The organism is Pseudoalteromonas sp. AS71 (genome assembly GCF_038900275.1).
Lineage (GTDB): Bacteria > Pseudomonadota > Gammaproteobacteria > Enterobacterales > Alteromonadaceae > Pseudoalteromonas.
Window position 1 is genome coordinate 390,351 of the sequence record NZ_JBBMQZ010000001.1, and the last position, 26,346, is coordinate 416,696.

Annotated in this window: 14 protein-coding genes and 1 pseudogene; 7 read left to right on the forward strand and 8 right to left on the reverse strand. The window is 41.0% G+C overall.

Features of this window, described 5'->3' with window-relative positions; all coding sequences use genetic code 11:
• Window positions 1-120: 120 nt before the first annotated feature.
• Window positions 121-273, reverse strand: a pseudogene (locus WNY98_RS01880) (dihydrolipoyl dehydrogenase); the annotation flags it as partial.
• An 820-nt stretch (window positions 274-1,093) separates the two neighbouring features.
• On the opposite strand from WNY98_RS01880, the gene WNY98_RS01885 reads away from it, so the two are divergent.
• Together WNY98_RS01885 and WNY98_RS01890 are read left to right on the forward strand one after the other, a co-directional pair.
• Window positions 1,094-2,767, forward strand: coding sequence for an FMN-binding glutamate synthase family protein (locus tag WNY98_RS01885; protein ID WP_220490830.1), 1,674 nt, complete (start codon window positions 1,094-1,096; stop codon window positions 2,765-2,767).
• Window positions 2,767-4,479, forward strand: coding sequence for a thiamine pyrophosphate-dependent enzyme (locus WNY98_RS01890; RefSeq protein ID WP_165723556.1), 1,713 nt, complete (start codon window positions 2,767-2,769; stop codon window positions 4,477-4,479). The genes WNY98_RS01885 and WNY98_RS01890 overlap by 1 nt, the downstream gene beginning before the upstream one ends.
• A 206-nt stretch (window positions 4,480-4,685) precedes the next feature.
• Here WNY98_RS01890 and WNY98_RS01895 read toward each other — a convergent pair whose 3' ends face one another.
• Window positions 4,686-6,134: a dihydrolipoyl dehydrogenase gene (locus WNY98_RS01895; RefSeq protein WP_024598729.1), complete on the reverse strand. Its 1,449-nt coding sequence runs from the start codon at window positions 6,132-6,134 to the stop codon at window positions 4,686-4,688.
• Window positions 6,135-6,216: 82 nt separating this feature from the next.
• The gene (locus WNY98_RS01900; RefSeq protein ID WP_342876966.1) at window positions 6,217-6,945 is read right to left on the reverse strand and encodes a glutathione peroxidase; all 729 of its coding nucleotides are present in this window, start codon (window positions 6,943-6,945) and stop codon (window positions 6,217-6,219) included.
• 112 nt (window positions 6,946-7,057) lie between these two features.
• On the opposite strand from WNY98_RS01900, the gene WNY98_RS01905 reads away from it, so the two are divergent.
• Window positions 7,058-7,957 (forward strand): LysR substrate-binding domain-containing protein, encoded by a 900-nt coding sequence (locus WNY98_RS01905; protein ID WP_342876967.1) that lies wholly within the window; start codon window positions 7,058-7,060, stop codon window positions 7,955-7,957.
• On the opposite strand, the gene WNY98_RS01910 is transcribed toward WNY98_RS01905, so the two are convergent.
• Window positions 7,954-9,147, reverse strand: a complete 1,194-nt coding sequence (locus tag WNY98_RS01910; protein ID WP_342876968.1) for a flagellar assembly protein FlgT — start codon at window positions 9,145-9,147, stop codon at window positions 7,954-7,956. The two genes, WNY98_RS01905 and WNY98_RS01910, sit on opposite strands and share 4 nt — an antisense overlap.
• Window positions 9,148-9,277: 130 nt before the next feature.
• Here WNY98_RS01910 and WNY98_RS01915 point away from each other — a divergent pair, with 130 nt between their 5' ends.
• The 3 genes from WNY98_RS01915 (at window position 9,278) to WNY98_RS01925 (ending at window position 12,529) form a co-directional block, all read left to right on the forward strand.
• Window positions 9,278-9,736: a flagellar biosynthesis protein FlgP gene (locus tag WNY98_RS01915; protein ID WP_342876978.1), complete on the forward strand. Its 459-nt coding sequence runs from the start codon at window positions 9,278-9,280 to the stop codon at window positions 9,734-9,736.
• Window positions 9,737-9,866: 130 nt separating this feature from the next.
• Complete coding sequence (locus tag WNY98_RS01920) at window positions 9,867-10,574, forward strand: transglutaminase-like cysteine peptidase (protein ID WP_024589974.1); 708 nt, start codon at window positions 9,867-9,869, stop codon at window positions 10,572-10,574.
• Window positions 10,574-12,529, forward strand: coding sequence for a LapD/MoxY N-terminal periplasmic domain-containing protein (locus WNY98_RS01925; protein WP_342876969.1), 1,956 nt, complete (start codon window positions 10,574-10,576; stop codon window positions 12,527-12,529). The genes WNY98_RS01920 and WNY98_RS01925 overlap by 1 nt, the downstream gene beginning before the upstream one ends.
• A gap of 22 nt (window positions 12,530-12,551) precedes the next feature.
• Here WNY98_RS01925 and WNY98_RS01930 read toward each other — a convergent pair whose 3' ends face one another.
• From WNY98_RS01930 to WNY98_RS01945, 4 genes are all read right to left on the reverse strand, one after another.
• Window positions 12,552-13,139, reverse strand: coding sequence for a response regulator transcription factor (locus WNY98_RS01930; RefSeq protein ID WP_342876970.1), 588 nt, complete (start codon window positions 13,137-13,139; stop codon window positions 12,552-12,554).
• A gap of 22 nt (window positions 13,140-13,161) precedes the next feature.
• Window positions 13,162-14,583 (reverse strand): HlyD family type I secretion periplasmic adaptor subunit, encoded by a 1,422-nt coding sequence (locus WNY98_RS01935; protein WP_342876971.1) that lies wholly within the window; start codon window positions 14,581-14,583, stop codon window positions 13,162-13,164.
• Window positions 14,580-16,718: a type I secretion system permease/ATPase gene (locus tag WNY98_RS01940; protein ID WP_182696558.1), complete on the reverse strand. Its 2,139-nt coding sequence runs from the start codon at window positions 16,716-16,718 to the stop codon at window positions 14,580-14,582. Before WNY98_RS01940 ends, WNY98_RS01935 begins: the two co-directional genes overlap by 4 nt.
• Before the next feature lie 108 nt (window positions 16,719-16,826).
• The gene (locus WNY98_RS01945) at window positions 16,827-18,803 is read right to left on the reverse strand and encodes a TolC family outer membrane protein (RefSeq protein ID WP_342876972.1); all 1,977 of its coding nucleotides are present in this window, start codon (window positions 18,801-18,803) and stop codon (window positions 16,827-16,829) included.
• A 239-nt stretch (window positions 18,804-19,042) separates the two neighbouring features.
• On the opposite strand from WNY98_RS01945, the gene WNY98_RS01950 reads away from it, so the two are divergent.
• Window positions 19,043-26,346: Ig-like domain-containing protein (locus WNY98_RS01950; RefSeq protein WP_342876973.1), on the forward strand; the 7,304-nt coding region annotated here is incomplete at its 3' end.

Genomic DNA, 26,346 nt, shown 5'->3' on the forward strand with positions numbered 1-26,346 from the left:
TATCAATTAAGTGTAACAGCTAAAATTTTTTTTGAGAGGTCGGCTTAAAAAAATTATAAAAAAAAGCCAAAACGTTAGTTTTGGCTTTTGCTTAGCAAGTTTGTATGTGTGGTAAATAGGCTATGCGTCTGGGCCACATTCCATACATGAATTTACAATGTCTGGGCCAAATTTAAGTTTGGCGTTTAAGTCGCGAAGGGCGGTACGTAACCCTTCTTCAATTACAGGGTGGTAAAATGGCATATCAAGCATTTCTGGTACGGTCATTTTGTTGCTACCGAGCTTATAACCAAGATGACGCATATAACAACTTTACACCGATAATAAGTTTTTAGTGGACTGTTGAACAATGTCCATTTGTTTGTGCATTAAATCTCGAACAGCCCTGAGTTCTCGGGGATAAATATAGCCTCCAGAGAGTATATCTAGACTTAGCATTTCAGCTAACCGGCGTGCATCACTATGCTCGTTGGTATATTTTTAACCAGAGTATTGCTGGGTTGCAGCTGGATTCGCTAAGTGAAGTTTAAACTTTGCAGCTATTAATGCATCAACTAACCAATACAAATTAAATGTTGATTCAACAACAAGTCCTGCTAGCTTGTATTTATAAGGGGCTAAAAAGATAAAATGACAGAGATGTCATTATTTAAACGATTGCAGTTAAGCGTTTCACCCTGTTCATTAATGATAGGAATTACACTATTATTTGAATGCAAGTCAACTCCACCCCACCATATAGTTTTATACTAAGCTCCTCTGATAACGTTTATGTCTTGGTCAACACAACTATATCGAAAAACTCTAGGAGCTTTGTATATGATCATCAAATTTTGACTTTATACATCACAATTTTGCCTTGTCATTGTGCTATTTTCTTAGCGCTATAATAGATCACTTATTTAATGCAATTGCTATTAGTTGATTGAGCGTAACCCATTTTTGTTTGTTCCTTTTTTAGTCTCTTTCATCAGTTTTTGTTCAGTTTGCTTATTATAGTGTGTCCCTAGAGTAGATTATTAATTGCTCGAGCTTGGGTTAGTATATGCTTTCACCTTGCTTTTGCTCACTCAAAAGAAAGGGAAATACGATAATGAAACAAATGGCTTCTTTTTTTCATTTATTAATGCGCGCTTTTTTACCGATCAGTGCATTGATTGTGTTAGTGCTAGTTCTGTTTTTAAATCCTTATAATTACCTCTCAATATTCGTCATCATTATTGCTGGTTTTTTTGTGGCACTAGGCATTAAAGACAGGTTGCAAACTAGTAGCACGTTGCTTAGAAATTATCCGGTAATAGCATGGATAAGGCACATATTTTACGACTTACGACCATTTTTACGCCAATACATTGTGGAGGATGATTTAGAAGGTACACCTTACAGTTTTGAAGCGCGTAATCTTATTTATGCTCGCTCGCAAGGTAAAAGTGATACGCGGCCTTTAGGTACAGAACGCAACGTAAAAGAAGATGGTTATACGTGGGTTTGCCACTCTATGGCACCTAAATCTCAGCCAGATACTAAGCCAAGGGTAACTATTGGTAATGAGCAATCTAGCCAACCTTATGAAGCATCCTTATTAAATATATCGGCAATGAGCTTCGGCGCATTATCGGGTAGAGCAGTTGAGGCATTAAATAAAGGCGCTAAAATAGGTGACTTTTATCATGATACCGGGGAAGGAGGGCTTAGTGAGTATCATAAAAAGCATGGTGGCGACATTGTATGGGAGTTAGGCACTGGCTACTTTGGTTGTCGCGACGAGCACGGCAATTTTGATCCAAAGCAGTTTGCTGATACTGCACAAAGTGAACAAGTAAAAATGACTGAAATAAAACTCAGTCAAGGTGCTAAACCAGGCCATGGTGGCTTGTTACCAGGCTCTAAGGTAACTGAAGAAATAGCCCGCACCCGTAAAGTTCCCGCTCATGAAGATTGTTTGTCGCCCGCTGGGCACTCTGCTTTTTCAACACCCGTTGAATTACTTGAATTTGCACAACATATGCGTGAGCTTTCTGGCGGTAAGCCAGTAGGGTTAAAGCTGTGCGTTGGTATGCCCCACGAGGTTATGGCGTTGGGTAAAGCTATGCTTAGCACTGAAATTTACCCTGATTTTATTGTGGTCGATGGCGCAGAAGGCGGTACGGGCGCTGCACCTAATGAATTGTCGGATTGGGTTGGTATGCCTTTAGAGGATGGTTTAGTAATGATGCAAAATATGTTAGTGGGTACGGGGTTAAGGAAGCATATAAAGCTCGGTGCCAGTGGTAAAATTTATAATGGTATGGGCATGGCTAAGCATATTGCTTTAGGCGCTGATTGGTGTAATGCCGCGCGTGCGTTTATGTTTTCCATTGGTTGTGTGCAAGCTAAGCGTTGTGACAAAGGGACGTGCCCTACGGGGATCACCACCCAAGATCCACAGCGCCAACGCTCGTTAGATATAGAAATACAATCACAAAGAGCAGCGCTGTTTCATTCTAAAACGTTAGCTGCATTAGGTGAAATTGTGGGCTCCTGCGGTGGCGTTCATCCTAGTGAGTTAGATCCCCATCAAATTATAACGCGCATAGATGCAGCACAATCTAAGTCAATTATGGAAGTCCATCCATTTTTACCTCCTAACAGTTTGCTTGATACCCCTGGCGATACAGCGTATTGCGATTGGTGGGAAGCTGCTTCTAAAGATACATTTAAGCCAATTAAAAATTTAACCGATGCAATGGGAACAACGTTATTAGCACATAAAAGAGGACATTACTAATGAGTACAACAGTTTCACACGTTATAGCAGACACTCTCGTACAAGCGGGAGCAAAACGTTGTTATGGTATTGTTGGCGACACAATAAATCATTTTACTGATGCGATTAGGCACACCGATTTAAAGTGGGTCAATGTACGTCATGAAGAAGTAGGTGGCTTTGCCGCCGGTGCAGAAGCTTATATGACAGAGCAGCTTGCTGTTTGTGCTGGAACGTGTGGACCTGGCAGCTTACATTTTGTAAATGGTATTTTTGAAAGCCACCGTAATGGTGCCCCTGTTGTTTTAATAGCCTCCAACATTGATAGGGCGGAGGAAGGAATGGATTTTCCACAAGAGTTGGACCAAACCAAAATTTACGAGCAGTGCTCTGTATTTTGTAAGCGTATTAGCCACCCAGATCAAGCTCGGCGTATCGTAACCCAGGCAGCTCAAGCGGCATTGGCACATAAGGGGGTGGCGGTGGTTGTAGTTAATGGCGATGTATTTAAGGAGAAAATAGATGATGATTTGCCTTGGTCGGTTCACCAGCCTCAACCGGTTATTCGTCCAAGTGACGACGAACTCAAAAAGCTTGCTGGTATGATTCTCGATGCAAAGCGCATTACCATTTACGCAGGTATTGGCGCCCGAAAGGCGCATGATCAACTTATTACTTTGGCAAAAAAGTTAAACGCTCCGATAGCTCATAGTTCGCGAGCAAAAGAATTTGTAGAGCCTAATAACCCTTTTAACATTGGTATGACAGGGATTTTAGGAAATCTTGCAGGAGTGCAAGCAATGAGCGATTGCGATTTGTTAATTTGCTTAGGTTCTGACTTTGCCTATACCCAATTTTATCCTGAAAAAGCCCGTATTGTGCAAATCAATAAAGAGGCTAACCATTTAGGGCGCCGTTCGCCTATCGAACTTGGTTTAGTGGGCGATGTTAAAGATACTTTAGCTGCGTTAACCCCACTACTTGAACAAAAATCAGATAATAGACATTTGAATGAATCGCTTGAGCAGTGGAAAAAAGACACTCAGGGCTACAATAAAAAGGCAAAACACGACTCTGACCTTATTCACCCGCAGTACCTGGCGCAGCTACTCAGTGAACAGGCCACTGATAATGCTATTTTTACCGCCGATGGAGGAAGTCCAATGGTTTGGTTATTAAGGCATTTAAAGGCTACAGGAGAGCGCCGTTTTTTAGCCAGTTTATTGCATGGTACTATGGCAAATGCGTATCCTCAGGCATTAGGAATTGCAAATGCATATCCTGATAGGCAAGTAATAGCAATGTGTGGCGATGGCGGGATCACCATGTTATTGGGAGATTTACTTACCTTAGTGCAAGAGAAAATAGCAGTTAAAATTTTAATTTTTAACAATGACTCACTCGGCTTTGTAGAAATGGAGCAAAGGGTAGAAGGCTTACTTGATAGTTACACAGGTCTCTCGAACCCTAATTTTGCTCTATTAGCACAGCAAATTGGCTTGCACAGTTGGCAAGTATCAGACCCTGATGAACTGCCTTCAACGATGCGCGCATGGCTAGATGCAAAAGGACCGGCTTTATTAGAAGTAAAAGTAAATAGAATGGAGTTAGTCATGCCGCCTAAAATAGAAGCAGGGCAGGTAGCCTCTACGGCTTTATTTGGCCTTAAAGCAGTACTAAATGGTCGTACTAACGAAGTAGTGTCGTTACTCAGAGATAACTTTATTAAATAATACAAATCTGCTTATATAGAGAGTCTATCTAACGTTAAGAAAATTGCGCTAGAACTAGGTGATGTTTTTATCTTTTTTGATTCGATTAACAATTAAGTGTAACAGCTAAAATTTTTTTTGAGAGGTCGGCTTAAAAAAATTATAAAAAAAAGCCAAAACGTTAGTTTTGGCTTTTGCTTAGCAAGTTTGTATGTGTGGTAAATAGGCTATGCGCCTGGGCCACATTCCATACATGAATTTACAATGTCTGGGCCAAATTTAAGTTTGGCGTTTAAGTCGCGAAGGGCGGTACGTAACCCTTCTTCAATTACAGGGTGGTAAAATGGCATATCAAGCATTTCTGGTACGGTCATTTTGTTTTGTACAGCCCATGCTAGTAAGTGAGCAATGTGTTCGGCTTGTGGGCCAATAAACTCAGCACCTAAAAATAAGCCTGTGCCTTGCTCTGCATATACACGCATATGACCTTTGTTTTTAAGCATTACTCGGCTTCGGCCTTGATTTTCAAAGCTGACTTCGCCTACTTCAAAACAACCGCATGGGCCTAAACGGTCGGTAATTTGCTTGTAGCTTTCGCCGACCATTGCTATTTGTGGGTCGCTAAATACGGCTGCAATTTTTGCTCTACGCAGACCTATTCGTACATCTGGGAAGCGCCCTGCATTTTGACCTGCAATAGCACCTTGGTCTGATGCTTCGTGTAACAATGGGAGCATGTTACTCGCATCGCCTGCTATAAATATGTTTGACTCACCACACTGCATTGTATGTGTGTCTGCGTGCGGTACGCCGCGTTCATCAAGTTCAATGCCTGTGTTTTCAAGGCCTAGTTTATCTACGTTAGGTACTCGGCCTGTGGCTGCAAGTACGTAGTCAAACTGTTCGGTGTGTTTTTCACCTTGTTTGTCGGTGTAAGTTAGCTGTGCTTTGTCACCAACTTGCATCATGTCAGATACGTTTGAGTCGGTATCTACAAAAAATTCTTCAGCAAAAACAGTATTTGCATAGTCTTTTACTACTGGGTCTGTAAGTGGGCCAATTGCGCCGCCTACACCAAATAGTTTTACATTTACGCCTAGTCGGCTAAGTGCTTGGCCAATTTCAAGACCTATTACACCAGGGCCAAATACAGCGACTGATTCTGGTAGGTCATCCCAATCAAATACGTCGTCGTTTATAATAAGTTTGTCGCCAAAGTTATTAAATACGCCGGGGTATGAAGGGCGTGAGCCGGTTGCAATTACAAAGCGTTTTGCTGTAATAATTGTGTGGTCGTCTATTTGTACGCGGTTTGTGTCTAAAAATTTAGCGTAACCACGAATTTTATCACCCTCTGGTAATTCATCTACGGCTTCTACTACGAATCCTGCAAAACGATCTCGTTCACTTTTAACGCGTGCCATAACTGCTTTGCCATCAATAACTGGCTTTGAGCTATGAACACCAAATGCAGGTGCCATTTCAATTGCGTGTGCGGCTTCGGCGGCTGCAATCAATAACTTGCTTGGCATACAACCAACACGTGCACATGTGGTGCCGTATGGGCCTGATTCGATCATTAATACATTTTGTGTGAACTGTTTAGCATTACGATAAGCACTTAAACCAGCAGTGCCTGCGCCTATAACAACAACATCGGTTTGCAATTCTTTCATAGTATTTTTTCCTCTAATAAATAGGGGCATAAAAGCCCCTATTTTTTACCTACTTACGTTAGGCATTTAATTTACTTATTGATTAAGCAAAGTATTTTTCTAAGTCGTCTGAACCACCGATGTGTTTACCACCAATGAATATTTGTGGAACAGTTTCACGACCAGATACAGCTTTTAGACTTGTTAGTGATGCGCCTGCACCCATAACAACCTCTTCATATGCGAAACCTTTTTCTGCAAGAAGCTCTTTCGCTTTTTTACAGAAAGGACAGCCAGGTTTAGTAAAGATGCTTACTGGTTCTGGTTTAGCTTGCTTAGGGTTGATGTAATCAAGCATTGTGTCTGCGTCAGATACTTCAAACGGGTCACCTGGTAAATCTGGTTCGATAAACATTTTGTCAATCACGCCATCTTTAACAAGCATAGAGTATCTCCAGCTGCGCTTACCAAAGCCTAGGTCGTTTTTGTCTACTAACATGCCCATGCCGTCAGTAAATTCGCCGTTGCCGTCTGGTAATAAAGTAATGTTTTGCGCTTCTTGATGCTCAGCCCATGCGTTCATTACAAAGGTATCGTTTACTGATAAACATACAATTTCGTCAACGCCGTTTTGCTTAAGTACGCCTGCTAATTCGTTATAACGTGGTAAGTGAGTTGATGAACATGTCGGTGTGAATGCACCTGGTAGTGAAAACACTACAACAGTTTTACCTTTAAAAATGTCATCTGTTGTTACTGATTTCCAATCATTATTTTCGCGAGTTGCAAATGTAACACTTGGGATTGTTTGACCTTCGATATTGTTTAACATAGTTTTTGTTCCTCTTGATTTGTTGATAGCCATTATGGTGAATAATTAAATATAGTTCCAATCGTTTGTTTGTATTAAACTGATAGTTATAAACTATCACGTAGAGCTGAATATGAACTTAAAAGATTTTGAATATGTAAAAGCAATAGCGCAATATAAGCATTTTCGCAAAGCTGCCGATGCATGTTTTGTTAGCCAGCCTACATTAAGTGGTCAAGTAAAAAAACTCGAAAATGAGCTTGGCGTTACTTTGTTTGATCGCTCAACCAAGCAAGTCACCTTAACAGCAAAAGGTGAATGTTTGTTGACGCAAATAGAAATTATTTTAGAACAAACGCAAATACTCAAAGAACTTGCTGCTACTTCTAACGAGCCTCTACAAGGTAAATTAACTATTGGTATTATCCCTACCATTGCGCCTTATTTGTTGCCTGCGTTATTAACATCAATGAAAGCGGCATTTATTGATAGCCAGTTTTCGTTTATTGAGATGCAAACAGCAACAATTTTAGAAGCTTTAAACAAGGGTGAACTCGACTGTGCTATTCTAGCTGATGTGCCAGAGCTTATTAATTACCATACGGTTGCTTTATACAAAGAAGATTTTTTAGTGGCGGTATCACACGATAACGCGCTTTCTAAGCATAAAAAAGTAGCGCTGAGCGATCTTCAAGGATGCAGCCTATTAATGTTAAGTGATGGTCATTGCTTTAAAGATCAAGCCCAAAAGTTTTGTTTTTCCGCAGGGGTCGATGTATCTAACCAGTATAAAGGTAATAGTTTAGAAACATTATTAGCGTTAGTGGCTATGGATGACGGTATTACATTTGTACCAAAGTTAGCATGTACCGACCGTGTAGGGATTGATTACTTGCCTATATTCCCTAATCAGCAGCGTAACGTGGTGTTTGCATGCAGAAAGCATTATCCGCATTTATCGGGTGTAGAACAATTGGGCGAGTGGTTATCGGCTCACCCTAATTTAAAAGCTAAATTGAGTAAAAAACTCTAAAGATCTTGGCTGATTATTTCTACTACATCGTTAATTTGCACGCCAGGTAGTGGTTTGTCATCAATACTGACTGCTACTGCGGTTTGCTGATAAAGCTGCTCTACGCGAATTTTATTAAGCGTGGTGATGGTGTGCGGCATTACATTACCTGCCGCGTCGGTTAAATAGTTATGGTGCGCAATGCTTAGCATTTGGCCTTTTTTTAACCCATGAGCTTTACCCAAGTTAATAACGATTTTGCTATTTTCCATATGCATTATTTTGCCTTGTGTAGGTAGGCATGCCATGGCTGCTTGAATATCATAACTCACTGATTGGTTGATATCGGTTATGCTTTGCCCATAAGGCGATTGCCAAAACCTATCACTATTAACATCCACTATGGTTGTTTTTTCAAATGGCCAAATTGCTTGAGTATGGTAACTATTTTGCCAAAGCTGCTCATAGGTAGTGCCATCAAATAGTGCAAACTCAATGTTGTAACTGCGCTCATACGCCTCGTCCTGCCAAAATGCATAATCGTTATTGAGTTTGTCGCTAGTCGAAAGGCTGGTTATTTGGCTAAGCAATACATATTGAGCGTTACTGCGCGAAGATATTTCTTCTAATTGAGCGTTTGAATAGTCGTGCTGCTGCGAAAAGTATTTATCAACGCTTATTGCATTATTATAGTAAGCAATAGGCACTGCGCTCATTTTTGATTTTTGCAGTGAGGTAAAAATATTTTTGCTAATCGCTTTACTTACGTCAAATATTTGACCCATTTTAGCGTGTTCACGATGAACAAGTTGGCTTTGTGTAACGGCCACAAACTTATTAAAGCTATTTTGTGGGCATTGCTCTGTTTGAGAAAAAATATCGAGTCGTAATGTAATAGCAAATTTATTGTCGTATTTATTTTCGCTGACCAGTTCAATTTTTTGAATTTCGCCGTGGCTGCTAATTTTTAGCTGATCTTGCATTAACACGCCATCTACCAAGGTTTGCACCGAGCTAACCCGTGCGCCAGAGAACACTAACGCTTGTGTAATCGCATCTTTTATAGCGGCAGATTTGGCAGCGCTCGTCTCACCATTTTGAACGTTCGCATGGCCCGTTGATTCATACCACTGCGCTTTAGTAAAAGGGGAGAACGTTAATAATGCCGTTGCACTTAACCCTGCAAATGCCAATGATAAAAACGACTTCATACTTTTACTCCAATTAAACGTTAGCTATTAACTAGGTAGAGCAAGGACTGTACCAATGTTATTTGGTAATACTATAAATGGCATTAAACGTGCATATGTACTGCTAATTACTATACGAGGGCTAGATGCTATGCGAGCGATTTCATTACTTATTATACTTGGGTGTTTAACCTTAGGTGGTTGTAGCAGCGTTTTTGATAAGCACGTTGAATATAAATATGTAGAGCCAAATAATTACCCAGTTTTAAAAGCGATAGGGTATGCACCTATTAGCTTACAAAAAGGCGCTAACGCGTCGCAAAAGCAACTTATGGCAATTAAAGCTTCTAAGCTTGAGGCTTACCGCGAGCTTACTGAACAAGTATATGGGCAAAAAATTACCGCAGGAACAACGGTGGAAGGTTCAATTGCTCAAGACGATTACTTAGAAAGTAAAGTGCAGGGGCTCATTAAAGGTGCGCAAATTATAAAAACGTATGCTGTTGATGATATCTATGTAACCGAGCTTGAGCTCAACATGAAGCGTGTGCACGATTTATACATAGGTGAAGTAAAACCACGCGAAGTTAAAAAAGTAACGTACTACTAAAAAAGCTATTCAAAATATCTCATCCTCTTATATTGAGTGCTATGCTGTTGTTAGGATTAATTTTTAAGTAGATTGCGTAGTGCTCAACAGATGTATTTTATTGCCACTTATATTAACAGTGGCTCTGTAAATGGCGTTTAAGCCAACTCATTTAAATCCTAAATTATTTATATGGTGCAAAGCCAATTTGCGCTACCTATTGCTGTTTTTTGTACTCTCTAGTGGCGTGCTTGCAAGCCGACTAACTATTCAATTTAATACCTTTATTGAGCTGATGGGTCAAAAATATGGACCTGCGCGAGCGGCTGTTGCACGTAACTGGCAAAGTATGTTGGTACAAACTCAAAATAAACCAGAACAACAACAAATTCTTATTGTTAATGATTTTTTTGCGCGTAATTTACGCTATCAAACTGATATTTTGCTATGGAAACAAAACGATTACTGGGCAACCCCTTTAGAAACATTAGGCAGAGGCTTAGGTGATTGTGAAGATTACGCAATAGCAAAGTATATAAGCTTAAGAGCCCTAGGGGTGAGCGACGACAAGTTACGTCTTATCTATGTAAAAGCAAAAATTGCGGGCACTAACAAAACGCAAGCACATATGGTGCTAGGTTATTTTGCTACACCAAACGCTCAGCCACTTATTTTAGATAGTTTAATAACAAAGGTTTTACCTGCTGCAAAACGTGTAGATTTAAGCCCAGTGTTTAGCTTTAACAGCCAAGGTTTATGGGCTAATAATTCAACCAAAAGTGTAGCCAGCCCAACAGCAAGACTTTCACGCTGGCGTAAAATTTTGGAGCAGACAACCAAAGAAGGAGTTATGTGGTAATGGCATCATTTTCCTTATCTAAGTACCTTAAAAAACGAAAAATAACACTCAGGCAAGAGCTATGGATTGCTCTTTTAATTGTTATTTTTGTAGGCTTTATAAGTAGTGTTTTAATTAGCACTAATTCGGCTAAAAGTTATTTTTCGACCCAGCTGTACTTAAAAAATGTAGATAACGCCAGTTCACTTGCGTTAATGATTAGCCAATTAGATAAAGACCCCGTTGAGCTTGAATTATTAGTATCGGCCACATTTGATACCGGTCACTATAAGCGAATAGAACTACAAGACCCTAATGGTGAGGTGATTGTTAAACGCACGTTTACCGATGAACTTAAAGCGACGGCTCCACAGTGGTTTAGATCAATTTATGCATTAAATGTAGAGCCAGGGGTTGGGCAAGTAAATGATGGTTGGCAGCAGTTTGGTACTTTGTTTATAGAAAGCCATAGTCAATATGCTGAGCAAGCCTTATGGGAAAGTGCGCTTAAACTATTTTTCAGTTTTTTAATTGTTGCTTTTTTTGCTTGTATAGTTAGTGCTTACTTTTTAAGTAGGATATTAAAACCACTAGATGATGTTGTGTATCAGGCTAATGCATTTGGTGAAAAACGTTTTATTAAATCGAGCGTTCCTCGCACTTTTGAGTTTGCCCGTTTAGTGCAATCAATGAACCAGTTATCTACTCGTTTTAGCCGTATTATTAAAGAAGATAATAAACGTTTAGAAGAGCTTAGATTTAAATCGCAACACGATGAGCTAACTGGTTTAGCAAATAGAGAGTACTTTGGTGCAACGCTTGAGGCTCACTTACAAAAGTCGAAAGATCATGCTCATGGAGCCTTATTTTTATTTAGAGTTGTGAACCTAGATAAAATGAGCGAACAAATTAGCCGTGTAGAAATGGTTAATTTTTTACGTCGTTTTTCGCAAGTTTTAATCGAGTTTTTAGAATCTAATGAAGCACACTTTTCAGAAAACTACATAGCCCGAATATCACATAATGACTTTACTGTACTGTTTAGTGATACTGATGATATTGAGGTATTGAGTGAAAAAGTAGTTAGGCTTCATGAATCTTTTATTGAAGAGTATAAAAATATTGAATTAGCTATACCGCATAGTTGCACTTACATCCAAAAGAATGACACGCGGTTTGATGTATTAAAACGAGCAGATGAACTTTTAAAATCAGCCGATAATAAACCCGGTGTACAAGCAAAAGTAAGCGACAATAAGCAAAAAAGTGAGTTATTTGATGATGCAAGAAGTTGGCAAAAGGCAATAGAAGAGGCCTTAGATAACAAAACACTCGAAATTAATGCGTTTCCAGTAACGAGCTTTTCAGGGCAGTTAATGCAAAATCAATTAGGGCTGAGCCTAGAACTTGGTGGGCAAGTATATCGTGCAAGTTATTATTACCAGTGGGCTAACCGACTAAAGTTATTAGCGCGTTTAGATTGGGGTTTAATTAAGGCGTTGGTTGCCCAGTACAATGCTGAACCACCAAGTGAACTGATTTCGGTTGAATTATCTGCTCAAACGCTACTTGATGATGCTGCACTTGCTTCGATTCTTACGTACCTTTCGGCGTTTCCTGATTTAGCCTCTAAAATTTGTTTTGATATTCGTGAAAGTATTGCCGTTAGCGAAATTGAGATATTCAAAGATTTTTGTGAGCAGGCACGGTGCATGGGCGCTAAAGTAGCATTAAAACGTGTAGGCCCTGAATTTACTAAAATTAATAAAATTCAGGAGTTTGGTCTTGAAATGATTAAGGTTGATAGCGTTTACGGCCACAATATTAGTTACAGCCAAGATAATCAAACATTCCTGCGAGGAGTGTGCACGTTAGCGCATTCAATTGGCATTAAAGTGGTGGCTCAAGGTGTAACAAGTCAAGATGATATAGATACGCTTATTAACTTAGGTTTTGATGGGGTTATCAAAGAGTAAGTAACAGGCATTAACCGTGCGGTTAATGCCCCTTTACAACTAACATTAATTGAATGCGGTCGCGTACTTTTAGCTTATTAAATATAGAGCTCATATGCTCTTTAATTGTACGCTCCGTAATACTTAAAGATTCTGCAGCTTGCTTATTAGTTGCACCTGTTACAACAATATCAACTACTTGGCGTTCTCGTTTTGTGAGTAACTCAAGCTCGCATGTGCTCGCATATTTAAACGGTGTGTTTGATAAAGCCCCCACTAAGTTAGAGAGCAATTGCCCCGGTAACCATATTCCGCCAGAGCAAATAGTCTCAAGTACTTGTTCGATAATTACTTTAGTAGCGAGCGCTTCTACGTAGCCCCTAGCTCCTGCTTCAAGCGCACTTCTTAGTTGATTTATTTCTAGTTCGTTGGTCATAACAATAACCAGTAAACGTTGCTGAGAATACTTTTTAACAAGCTCAAGCCAATTAGATGTACCGGCCAAAACCCAAATAATACTTGATGCCGTGACTCTGTGTGGTTCTTTTGTGCATATCAAGCAACCAGGAAACGCTGTATGCCAGTGTTTCGATTCAAATTCAGGCTGTGTAATAAAAATACTTTGGCGCATTATTTCTCCATTTATTAAATGCTTAACGCTCTGTCATTGCTTGCGATGTAGCTCTAAGAACTGGTTTTAAAAGATACTCAAGTACGGTTTTTTTACCGGTAATAATATCCACTTGAGTGGTCATACCTGGAATAATAGTCAGCTCTTTTGAAAAGTTATTTTTGGTGGTTTTTAGTTGCACCAAATAAAAGGTATTCTCACGGTCATCTGTAATGGTATCGGCGCTAATATGTAAAACCTCTGCCTCAAGGCCTCCATATACGGCAAAGTCGTAGGCACTAAATTTTATCATCGCAGATTGCCCAGGGCGTAAAAATGCAATGTCTTTAGGCGGAATTTTTGCCTCTACTACAAGTTGATCGTCAAGCGGGACAATTTCCATAACATCGCTACCGGGCTGTAAAATACCGCCAACAGTATTAACTAATAATCGCTGTACAGTGCCTTTAACAGGAGAACGTATTTCAGTTTGAGTTACTTTATCGGCCAAGCCAGATTCAGTTTCTTTAATTGAATCTAGTCTAAGTAGCGCTTCAGAGAGTTCATTGTTCCAACGGTTAATCATAACGAGTTCAACTTCGGTTACTTTATTTTTAGCTTCGTTAATGGCCGAGAGGCTCCTATTTATCACTGCCTTGGTTCTGTTTATCTCGCCGTTTAGATCAACTATTTGGCGCTCTAAACGAATAATATCTATATCTGAGATAGCGCCCGTGCGTAACAATGGGCGAGTAACAGAGAGCTCTCTGTTTGTTAAGCGCAGCGCGCTCGTATGCTGTTCAAGTGCCGCTTTGGCTTCAATGTAATCTTGGTGTCGCTGCTCTAGTTGGCGTTTGTGAATACTTACTTGTTGCTCTAATTCTTGGCTGTTACTCAAATAAAGAGAACGCTCATGTTGCACAACTCTAGGCGCATTTTTAATAACAGACTCGCTAAATATGAGCTCCTTTTTTTGAGTGAGTGCTCTGAGCCTCGCTACTTTTGCGCTTAACGACTCAACTTTGGATTGGTTTTCTCTAAAGCTAGAAATAAAGCGGGTAGGGTCTATTTTAATGAGTACATCACCCTCATTTACTATTTGCCCCTCTTTTACATTTATTTTTTCGACCATACCACCATCATAAGATTGAATAAGTTGTAATTTATTGGAGGGAATAACACGCCCCTCACCACGAGCAACTTCATCTAAATTAGCAAAACCAGACCACACAATAAGGCATATAAACGTTAAACAAATTAAATAGAGCAATAACCTAGCGCTTGCTGGCTCCTGTTGCATTTTTTCCCACTGAGCATCTACTACCCAGTCTTGGCTGTTAGGCGGAGAAATCCATCCTTTAAATAGTTTATTAAATACTGATGGCTTGCCTTGTTTTCTTGCTTCTATTGCTCTGCTAACAGATTCAAAGGAGCGCTGTTCAAGTGGTTTTTTATTGTCACTCATGAGGCTTGCTCCACTGTCTTATTATTTAACGCTGCAATTACTTTTTGTTTTGGTCCATCAGCAACTACTTTTCCGTTATCTAAAACTATAATTCGGTCAACAAGCTCAAGTAATGATGAGCGGTGAGTCACCACGATTAAGGTTTTATCTTTAGAATAACCCTTTAAATTGTTAATAATTTTACTTTCACTATTATGATCTAGCGATGAGGTTGGCTCATCTAGTAATAGTATTGGAGGGTCGTTAATTATGGCTCTTGCCATACCTACAGCTTGGCGCTGGCCACCTGATAATTGACGACCTTGCTCGCCTACTTGTAAATCAAATCCGTCTGGGTGCGAATTAATTAAATCAAATAATTGGCTTCGCTCACAGGCTTCAATAATTTGCTCGTCTTTGGCATGCCAAGCACTCATGGTGAGGTTGTCTTTCAAGGTTCCATAAAACAGGGCAACGGTTTGTGGTAGGTAGCCAATATTATGACGAAGCTCAGCTGGGTCAATTTGATGTATATCATTATTGTCCATCAAAATTGATCCTGAACAGGGTTCGTATAGTCCTAAAATAAGCTTTTCTAATGTACTTTTACCTGAGCCATTGCGTCCTAAAATGGCGACTTTTTCACCGGCTTTAATTTTAAAACTAACGCCGTTGAGCGCATTATGAGATTCGTCAGAGTATTTAAAACAGACGTCTTTAAATTCTATATCACCTTTTAAAATTGGGTGGCTTAGCCAGTGCTTACCAGGTGGACGCTCGACCTCTTTTTCCATAATCTCGTTCAGCGATTGCATTGCTATTGCGGCATGATGATATTGTGCTAAAACAGCGGCCGACTGCCCGATTGGGCCCATAGCACGAGACGATAATAGGTAGGCTGCAATTAACCCGCCTTGAGTTAGCTCACCTTCAATAACGAGGTGTACGCCTATTATCATTATTATTACGCCTACGCATTGCTGTATCCATGATGCTGTATTTGATATGGAGCTTGAAACGAGTCGGCTATGTGCGTTTACTTGTGCAATGTAAATGGTCGACTTTTCCCATACAGACTGTGTTTTACACTCTGAGTGAAAGCTCTTTACATCTTCAATATTGGTTAAGCTTTCGACTAATACTGCATTTCGCATTGAGCTTGCTTTCATTGTTTGTTCTGAAAGAGCCTCAAGTTTGCGGTGTGCGGCTATAGCGTAAGCTAATAATATAAGTGCGCCCGCTATAATGGGTAAACTTAGGGGGACGCCAATAATGGCGATAACAATTAAATATAAAACTACGAATGGTAAGTCGACTAATGCGACAAGCGTTATGGAGCTAAAAAAGTTACGTACAGCTTCAAATGATTGAATGTTGCTAGCAAAGGAGCCTGCGGACGATGGGCGGTTTTTTAGTTTCATACCTAATACCCGCTCCATTATTACAGCCGATACTTTGACATCTATTCTGCTTGCAGCAAGCTCTACAAAGTAGCCTCTTACTAAACGCAAAACAAAGTCAGCAGTGAGTGCTATTAAAATGCCAATGGCAAGTACCCATAAGGTTTCTGTTGCGTGGTTGGGCACTACGCGGTCATATACGTTCATTACAAATAAAGGCATAGCAACCGACAAAAAACCCAAAGCAACAGCCGAAATAATTACGTCTTTATAAAGTGAGCGGCATTCTTTAATTACTCCCCAAAACCATCCGTCTTTTGATAGTTTTTCAAGTACAGGTGTTCGCTCATCAAATGCAAACTCTGGTTGAGCATAAATAACTAAACCTACACTGTTAGCAGCTAACTCATCAATGCTTTGTTCGATAACTGATTCTGTAAGTTCTGGGTAAATTACACTCACCAACTGTTTATCGTAATCAATAGAATTAATAACACAGGCTTGGTTATCTTTTAAAATTAAGATGGCAGGTAGCAGTGCTGTATTAATTTTTTGTAATGGCTTATTAACTACTTTTGATTTAAAGCCGATGCGCTTTGCTGCGCGCGAAAAACCTGATGGAGTAAGATTTCCATCAGTTAGAGGAAGTCCATTTAATAGTGCTTCTCTTGAAAACTCTTTACCATGATGACGACATAAAACTGCTAGGCAGTCAACGAGGATGCCACCATGATCAAGTACATCGTTTAATTCCATACACCATCCAATGTTATGTAGAACTGCATAGGATTGTTACTAGTAAACCTAAACTCGACTTAAATATTTCATGCCGAGTTTAGGTTATTTACATAACGTTAATTGTCTTTAGGTATCAGTAATTACAGCTTCGATACGTCGATTCGCAGCATTTGCTCTTACTGATATTTCGTTTACACGTGGTTGATCGATGCCATACCCGAACGATTTAACACGTTTAGGTTCTACATCGAATTGCTTAATCAGAATTTCAGCTACGGCAAACGCACGTTTTTCTGATAGTTTACGGTTATATTTACGGTCTCCATCTAAAGAGGCATGACCTTGTATTTCAACCTGTTTAGTTGGGTTCTCTTTTAAAAAATCTGCAAGCCGACTAATTTCTTGAATATATTGAGACCTTACATCGCTTGAGTCAGCAGAAAAAGGAATACCAATTTCTATATTCGAGGTTGATGCGCTATAAATTGTGCAACCAGATAAATCTACATTTGTACTCAAAGGTGTGCTTGGGCAAGTGTCTTGCTCATTTGGTACGCCGTCACCATCATCATCGGTAAAGCTGCTTGCTGTCGTGTCGGTTTCCAGCGGTATATCTAAGTACCTTGGCATAGCCGTTACACTCATGTATGCATTATCTTGCTTAGCTTTTTTTTGAAGAAATGCCTTGCGGCTAAAAGTGGTTGCTACATCGTAACTCGGACAGATATTTTGTGCGTTATGAACAATAGGGTCGTCAGTTAGCTCTTTTAATGTAGGGTATTTATCTGACATCACGTTAAGTGCTGGCAGTAATTTCCCCATTTCTTTTAGCATAGTTAAAATAGCTGATTGACGGTCGTAAAGCGCCACTATGTATGAACGTGTTGATTGAAATGACTCGTTTTCGGCATCAAGTACGTCTAGTAGAGTTCGTTGGCCTATATCGAATTGATCCTTATATGCAATTTTAACTTTGGTTGATGATGCACGATGTTGATCAAGCGCCGGTAACTTTTGTTCTAATATAGTGACGTTGTAATAAGCAATTTGCAGACTCTGACGGATATCAATACAAGACTGATCGCGTTGATACTTTGCAATGTTTATATCCTGATAGGCTTGTTCTAAATTAGCATTATCAAGACCACCATTATATAAATTATAGCTAATATCGATGCCGACTCGCGCTTCTGTTCTGGTTTCATTTTGACCAAGTTCATCTCTATCTTGGCTACCGTAGCGGGCAGATAAATCTACGTTAGGATGAAACGCTGCTTTTTGTGCTTTTGCGTTAGCTTTTTGTGCTTCAATATTATACAAAGAGGCGTAAAATGAAGGGCTATTTTTGTAAGCGACGTCTAGCGCTTGATTAACTGAAATTGGTATATTTTTTTCATCAAGGTCAGCTTGCTTTATATCGTTCATAGGAAGCTCTCCTACAACCCTTAAGTAGCGAGCGCTTACATCATGTAAATTTGAGTACTCCGTTAATACGTTAGATTGTGCTAAAGATAAGCGCCCACTAATTTGTTCTAGATCGGCAGCGCGCGCTACACCAGCTCCTACACTTTGTTCTATTTGTTGATATACAGACTCGTGCTCTTGTAAATTAGCTTCTGCAAGTTGTACTAACTCTTTGAATTTTTGTACGTCGAGCAGGGCTATTGAGGCTTCAAGTGCTGTTTGTTCTGTTTGAGAAATAAGCTCAAAGTACCTAATGAGTTGAATGCGTTTAAAGCGATCAACCGTATTCGAGGTCCTAAAACCGTCGTAAAGCATTTGAGTAACACTTAACTCGGCTGTATTACGGTTATATTCTTCTTCAATACCGTAATTTCTTCTTTCATATCCTGCACTTGCTGATACATCAACACTTGGTAAATAACCTGAGCGGGCAGCATCTACTCCATAAATCGAAGATTTAAAAGTATGCCATGCTTCTTGTACTTCAGGATTGTTTTCAATCGCTTTACTTGAGACATAGGTAAGTGGCATTGCTGATTGTTCATTTGCATGCACATAGTTTAGTAGAGTTGCGGCTGTAATCGTTAGTCCGATTAACATAGTCTCTTGATGTTTCTTAAAAGTGTTTTTTGTAATCATTTCTTCCTCTTAGATCCTGTTAAGACCGTAAATACTCCCTTAAGTATTTAGTAAAGGAATACTATTTTTGCAAGTAATCGTTTTGGTTAGCATAAAAAAAAATTTCTACCACTTTTTTGTTGATTTTTTATTTTTGAATTTTTCTTCTAAACCTGTACTTGAGTACAGTATCTATGTGGCTTTTTTGTCCTACCTTTAACTTATTAGATTGTTATTTTAATAAGTTTGAGGGTACCAAAATGGAAGCAAATCAACTGGTAGTTATTGATATTCAAGGTTCGGCAGGTGTGGTGCTGGATGATGGGTCAATAAGAGCATTAAATGTTGGTGACATTATCACCGTGGGTGATTTAGTTGTTACTGCTATTAAATCGTCTTTACAAATTGATGTGCAAGGTGAAACCTTATCTATACCCGCAAATCAAAAGGTAAAAATAACACCAGACTTATTAGCGAAAGAAGCCAGAGATTCTAGCGAAACAACTGTTTTTGATGAAAGTTTAGATGAAGCAATTGCAAGCTTAGATTTAGGGGCAGAGCAAGACCCATCAACAGCGGCTAATTCTGATGTAACAGATTTTTTAGATGCGTTAGAAGGTGATGGGGACATTCTAGATAATTTAGAGGCAACAGCCGCTGGTGGGGGTAACGCTGCGGGTGCAGATGGAGGCAGTTCGTTTGTACAGCTAACCCGAATTTCTGAAAGTGTTGATCCTAGTAGTGTTACTTTTGATTCATCTTTTGAGCAAGGCGCTACTGAAGCTTTTAATTTAAGAGATACCTCTGACGGTATTGTGCCTGATTCAACTACTGCATCTATTTCACTTAATGAGCTAGGTATTACCAATTCATCACAACCCACAATCACCGGTACGAGCGAAAACTTAATCGGCGAAACGGTTAATGTAACGGTAACTGATGTTGATGGAAACTCTCAAGTAGTTAGTGTTGTAATTGGCCCTGATGGTACCTTTGAAATAACCCTACCAACACCAATTGCTGATGGCCCTGTAACGGTTGTTGTTGAAGCGACGGATCCTGTTGGTAATCCTATAAACGACACTATTTCAATTGAGGTTGATACAACACCTCCACTTATTGCTATTGATCCTGTTGCCGATTCTGCTTCGCAAACAGTGACAGTGACAGGGACAGTATCTGGTTTGAATACTGGGGATAATGTATCAGTCACGTTAACGGATAGTGCAGGTACGGTACAAACAATAGTTACTCAGGTAGATGCGCTAGGAAATTGGGTTATTACTACTACCTCACCTTTATCTGAAGGGGAGTTTAACGTAAGCGCTGTTGCGATTGATGCAGCTGGAAATCAAGCTATAGACCAAGCTTTAGCGAATGTAGATTTAACTGCTCCGGTAATCACCGTAAATGTAACTGATGAAACAAATAACTCAACACCACCACTTGTTGGAACAACAAATGGTGTTCCTGAGGGCACGCAAGTAACAATTACTGTTACAGATAGTGCAGGACAAATACAAACATTAACTGCAGTTACCCAAGCCGATGGAAGCTGGAGTGTAGAAGTAGGGACTCCTTTACCTGAAGGTGATTTTACTGTTGATGCACAAGTAAGCGACAGTGTAGGAAACTTAGCATTAGCAAGTGATTCAGGAGTAATTGATTTAACGGCGCCTTCGGTACAAATTAATAATATTAACGACACTCAAGACACCACGCCAACGATTACAGGTAACGCGCAAGATGTACCTGCAGGCTCTATTATTAGTGTGGTTATTACCGATTTTGATGGTCAAACTCAAACATTATTAACCCAAACTAACGCTGATGGGGATTGGTCTATCGACGTAACTACGCCATTGGCTGAAGGGCAGTTTGAGGTTGATGCAAGTGTAAGTGATGCTGCAGGTAATCAAGCCCAAGCAAATAACCAAGGTGTTGTTGATTTAACAAACCCTGATATTACCGTTACTGCAATTGCTGATACTAACGATACTACACCAACATTTGTAGGTAGGGTGGAAGATGCTCCTGCGGGCTCTGTTATTACAGTATTAGTAACCGATATTAACGGTAACGTACAAACTTTAACTACTTTATTAAATGAAGATGGCACATGGAGTGTTGATGCTAATGAAATCTTGCCAGGTGGTGAGTTTACAGCAACTGCGTCAGTAACCGATGCAGCAGGTAATGAGGCTACTGCGCAAACAAACGGCGAAATAACGTTTGCTCCTATTTCAATTCAAATCGATGCAATTGCTAATACTAACGATACCACTCCATTTTTAAGTGGTAACACCGGTAATGTGCCTGCAGGTACAACCATTACTTTAACTATTACGGCAAGCGATGGGAGTACATTTACATTACTTGCAGTGACGCAAGAAGATGGTTCGTGGACTGCACAAGTAACAGCCCCTCTACCGGAGGGCGACTTTACAGTAGTTGCTGCTGTTATAGATGACTCGGGTAATGAAGCGCAAGCAAGTGCAGTAGGTAATGTTGATTTAACTGTAAGTATTAATTTTATTATTGATACTAACGATACAACACCTACAATTAGCGGCTCTACACAAGACGTAGAACCTGGTGCGTTAGTAACCGTTACATTTACAGGAAGCGATGGCGTAGCAGAAACCGTGCAAGTAGTTACTGGTGCTGACGGAAGTTGGTCAGTTGAGGCAAGTAATGAATTGGTTGAAGGTCAGTTTAGTGTGGTTGCAACTGTAACTGATGCTGCGGGTAATACAGCTTCTGCAAGTGAAACTGGAGAGATTGATTTAACCGATCCGGCAATCACGATAAATCCTATTGAGGATACGAATGATGTAACCCCATCTGTAAGCGGTAATGTAATTGATGTACCTGCAGGGACCGAAGTTACATTAGTAATAACTGACAGTGAAGGCAATGAACAAACACTTACAACAATTACGAATACAGATGGTACATATACAGCGGATATTATTGCAGATCTCAGTGAAGGTGATTTCACAGTAACAGCAAGTGTTAGCGATACTGCAGGCAATAGCAGTACGGCAACTGTTACAGGTTCGGTCGATTTAACCGCACCAAGTGTGACTATCAACAATATTGCAGATACAAACGATACAACACCTATTCTTACCGGCTCTACCCAAGGTTTAGCATCTGGGAGTGAAGTAACTTTAATTGTTACCGATAGTCTAGGGGCTGAGCAACAGTTAGTTACTACTATAAGTGCTGATGGTACTTGGAGTATTGAGGTTCCAACTGCTTTAAGTGAGGGGGATTTTACAGTAACAGCTAATGTATCTGATAATGCAGGTAACGCAGCTCAAGATTCACAATTAGGCTCAGTTGATACCACCCCTCCTTTAGTTGCAGTAAATGACTCTGCTGATTCAAACGATACAACGCCTACATTTAGCGGAACAACGAGTGATGTAGCTCCGGGTAGCCTTGTTAGTGTTTTAGTTACTGATGCAAATGGTGAGTCTCAAGCATTGACGGCGGTTGTGTCAGAAGATGGAACTTGGCAAGTTGGGGCAACCCAAGCTGTTGCTGAAGGCGACTTTACAATTACGGCAACAGTAACAGACGCTGCAGGTAATGAAGCAAGCGATACTGGTACCGGAACAATTGATTTATCAGCTCCAATTATAGCAATTAATACAATCCCAGATAGCGCCGATACTACTCCAACAATTTCAGGTTCCGTACAAAATGTGCCCGCTGGAACAACGGTTACGTTAACATTGACAGATGCTGGTGGTAATACACAAACAATTACAACACAAACGCTAGCTGATGGTAGCTGGACAGCTGATGCTATTAATGAGTTAGTTGAAGGTGACTTTAGCGTTAATGCCATCGTTAGCGATGAAGCAGGTAACCAAAATGAAACTTCAGCACAAGGAACTATCGATAATACCGCACCAACCATTACGATTGATGCACTCGCTGATAGCAACGATACAACACCGACTATTTCAGGCACCGCAACTGGCGAGCCAGAAGGCACAGTTGTTACTATTACCGTGACTGATGAAGCTGGTAACCTACAAACCATCACTACAGAAGTACTCGCTGACGGCACTTACACTGTTGATGTACCAGATGAATTAAGTGAAGGCGAATACAGCGTAGACGTATCAATCACTGATACTGCTGGTAACGTAAGTACAGAAGTAACAACGGGTACTATTGATACCTCAGCTCCTGCTATTACGATTGATCCACTGGCAAATAGCAACGACACCACACCGACAATTTCTGGCACAGCAACGGGCGAGCCAGAGGGCACCGTTGTTACTATTACGGTAACTGATGACGCTGGTAACCCACAAATAATTACCACTGAAGTGCAAGCCGATGGCACCTTTAGTGTGGATGTACCAAATGAATTAAGCGAAGGCGAATTTACGGTTGAAGTATCGGTTACCGATACCGCAGGTAATGAAACTACCGCAATAACAACAGGCGAAGTTGATACTGTCGCGCCAACAGTTATTATTGACCCCGTAGGTGATATTAACGACACCACCCCAACCATTTCAGGCACCGCAACGGGTGAGCCTGAGGGCACGTTAGTTACTATTACGGTCACTGATGAAGCTGGTAATCCACAAATAATTACTACTGAAGTACAAGCCGATGGCACCTTTAGTGTGGATGTACCAAATGAATTAAGCGAAGGCGAATTTACGGTTGAAGTATCGGTTACTGATACTGCGGGCAATGAAACCACAGCAACAACAACGGGCGAAGTTGATACTTCAGCACCGGTGATCACGATAGACGCACTGGCTGATACTAACGACACAACCCCAACCATTTCAGGTACAGCAACGGGCGAGCCAGAGGGCACAGTTGTTACAATTACTGTGACTGATGAAGCGGGTAACCCACAAACTATTACCACCGAAGTGCAAGCCGATGGCACCTTTAGTGTGGATGTACCGAATGAATTAAGCGAAGGTGAATTTACGGTTGAAGTATCGGTTACCGATACTGCGGGCAATGAAATCACAGCAGCCACAACCGGCGAAGTTGATACCATAGCGCCAATAGTGACTATTAACGCGCTAGGCGATACGAGTGATACAACACCGACCATTTCAGGCACAGTTAGTGGGGAGACTGCTGGTTCAACTATTACTCTAACTGTGACTGATGCTAATGGTGCAGTACAAACAATTACAGCACAAGTAATTGCAGACGGGAGTTGGACTGCAGAAGTGTCAGCGGCTTTAGCAGAAGGGACCTACTCTGTAGATGCAAGTATCAGTGATAGCGCTGGTAATGAAGGCACAGCAAGTGCTTTAGGTACAATCGATACAAGCGCATTGACTATCACCATTGATATTATTGGCGAAACTAACGATCAAACACCTCAAATAAATGGTGATACTTTTAATGCACAAGTTGGCTCCTCGGTTGAAGTTCAGATCACTGACTCAGCGGGTGCAACAATTACTTTAACCACAGTTGTTGATGAAAACGGTCTTTGGAGTGTTACTCCGCCTGTAGATTTAGCTGAAGGCACCATTTTAATTAGTGCAACAGTAACAGACATAGGTGGTGGAACGGCTAGTGCAGAGCTTGATGCTGTAATTGATATTACGCCTCCAACCATACAAGTAAATGAACTAGATACAAGTAATGATACAACCCCAGTTATTTCTGGTAACACAACAGACATAGTTGCAGGCACAGTTATAAATTTAACGGTTACTGATTCTCAAGGGGTTGTTCGCACATTTAGCACTACAACAGATGTAGAAGGTAATTGGATTATTGAACTTTCTCAAGAGTTGGCCTCGGGCGATTACTCTGTAGAAGCTGAAGTATCTGATGCTGCAGGAAATAGCGCTTCAGATACGGCTACAGGCAACATAGATACATCAGGGCCTAGCTTAACAGTTGACTTTGATACTGTAACTAACGACTCAACACCTACCATTTCAGGTACTAGTGATGCAGAAGTTGGTACCAGTATCACGGTTGTTATTACCGATGAAAACGGGGTTGAACAAACACTTACCACCACAGTAGATACAAATGGTAACTGGGAAGTAACTCCACAAACAGATTTAAATGAAGGTGATAACACCATCGAAGTGAGTGTGTCTGATGAAGCAGGAAATACGACAACAGTTACAGATACAATTACATTAGATACGCAAGCACCGACATTAACTATCCAAACTGTTGGCGATGTAAACGACTTAACACCGACATTACAAGGCACCAGTAATGAAATTGGCGGCACCGTTACACTCATCATCACCGACAGCGAAGGGGCTGTGCAAACCATTACCACCACCGTTGAAAGTGATGGTCACTGGGACATTGAAATTCCAAGTGCGCTTGCGCAAGGAGACTTTACTGTAACCGCGAGTATTACCGATGCTGCAGGCAACGACACCACCGCGAACAGCAGTGGTAATGTAGATACCATTACACCCGTTATCACCGTTGATGCATTGGGCTTAGGCAACGACAGCACCCCAGTGATTAGTGGTACCTCAACAGAGCCTGAAGGCACCGTTGTGAATATTGTCATCACCGACAGTAACGGCGATGAAACACCAATTACAGCCACAGTCGATGCGAACGGCAACTGGCAAGCAACCAGCCCTGAATTACCAGAGGGCAGCTACAGTGTGCAAGCCAGCATTACCGATGCCGCAGGTAACACCGATAGTGCCGTACAATCGGGCACCATTGATAGCCTCGCGCCAACGCTTGTGCTTGATACCGTGGGCGCAACGAACGATAGCACCCCGACTATCAGCGGAAGTACCAATGCGCCGGCGGGTACGGTTATTAGCATCAGCGTGAGCGATGGCACCACAACACAAACGTTCACCGCGACAGTGCAAGCTGATGGCAGTTGGTCAGCGGATGTACCGAATGCACTGAGCGATGGTGAGCTCGCCATTGAAGCTAGCGTTAGCGATAACGCCGGTAATACCACTACATTAAGTGAAACCGCAACACTCAACACCACGGCCCCAAGCATTAGTATCAATGCATTGCTTGATACCAACGACACCACCCCAACCATAAATGGTACAAGCGATGCGGCAGATGGCACAATCATTAGCTTAACGTTTGAAGACAGTGCGGGGAATATTACCACTGTTGATACGACGGTAACGGGTGGTGTATGGAGCATTGATGCACCAACTGATTTAGCCGAAGGTGAATACACGGTGACCGCTGAGGTAGACGATGGCCTAGGTAATATCGGCAGCGCCGCCGAAACAGGCGAGATTGACTTAACCGCACCAAGCCTTGTTATTGCAGACAATGATGTTAGCAATGACACGACACCGACTATCTCGGGTACAAGCGATGCGCCACAAGGCAGTGAAGTCACTATTATTGTGACAGACAGTGCCGGTGCACAGCAAACCATTACCGCGACAGTTGGCGCAAGTGGCGCGTGGTCAGCCCCTGTACCGGTAGCCCTTGCAGAAGGTAACTTCACCGTAAGCGCAAGTGTGAGCGATGCCGCAGGCAATGAAGCTACTGCCACAGGCACTGGTGAAATAGATACCATTGCACCGAC

What these genes read in the sequence shown, in the direction of transcription:
- WNY98_RS01920 (WP_024589974.1), top strand. Translation starts at nt 9,867, where the DNA reads ATGGCGTTTAAGCCAACTCATTTAAATCCTAAATTATTTATATGGTGC.
- WNY98_RS01945 (WP_342876972.1), bottom strand. Translation starts at nt 18,803, where the DNA reads ATGATTACAAAAAACACTTTTAAGAAACATCAAGAGACTATGTTAATC.
- WNY98_RS01885 (WP_220490830.1), top strand. Translation starts at nt 1,094, where the DNA reads ATGAAACAAATGGCTTCTTTTTTTCATTTATTAATGCGCGCTTTTTTA.
- WNY98_RS01935 (WP_342876971.1), bottom strand. Translation starts at nt 14,583, where the DNA reads ATGAGTGACAATAAAAAACCACTTGAACAGCGCTCCTTTGAATCTGTT.
- WNY98_RS01925 (WP_342876969.1), top strand. Translation starts at nt 10,574, where the DNA reads ATGGCATCATTTTCCTTATCTAAGTACCTTAAAAAACGAAAAATAACA.
- WNY98_RS01930 (WP_342876970.1), bottom strand. Translation starts at nt 13,139, where the DNA reads ATGCGCCAAAGTATTTTTATTACACAGCCTGAATTTGAATCGAAACAC.
- WNY98_RS01900 (WP_342876966.1), bottom strand. Translation starts at nt 6,945, where the DNA reads ATGTTAAACAATATCGAAGGTCAAACAATCCCAAGTGTTACATTTGCA.
- WNY98_RS01905 (WP_342876967.1), top strand. Translation starts at nt 7,058, where the DNA reads ATGAACTTAAAAGATTTTGAATATGTAAAAGCAATAGCGCAATATAAG.
- WNY98_RS01895 (WP_024598729.1), bottom strand. Translation starts at nt 6,134, where the DNA reads ATGAAAGAATTGCAAACCGATGTTGTTGTTATAGGCGCAGGCACTGCT.
- WNY98_RS01890 (WP_165723556.1), top strand. Translation starts at nt 2,767, where the DNA reads ATGAGTACAACAGTTTCACACGTTATAGCAGACACTCTCGTACAAGCG.
- WNY98_RS01940 (WP_182696558.1), bottom strand. Translation starts at nt 16,718, where the DNA reads ATGGAATTAAACGATGTACTTGATCATGGTGGCATCCTCGTTGACTGC.
- WNY98_RS01910 (WP_342876968.1), bottom strand. Translation starts at nt 9,147, where the DNA reads ATGAAGTCGTTTTTATCATTGGCATTTGCAGGGTTAAGTGCAACGGCA.
- WNY98_RS01915 (WP_342876978.1), top strand. Translation starts at nt 9,278, where the DNA reads ATGCGAGCGATTTCATTACTTATTATACTTGGGTGTTTAACCTTAGGT.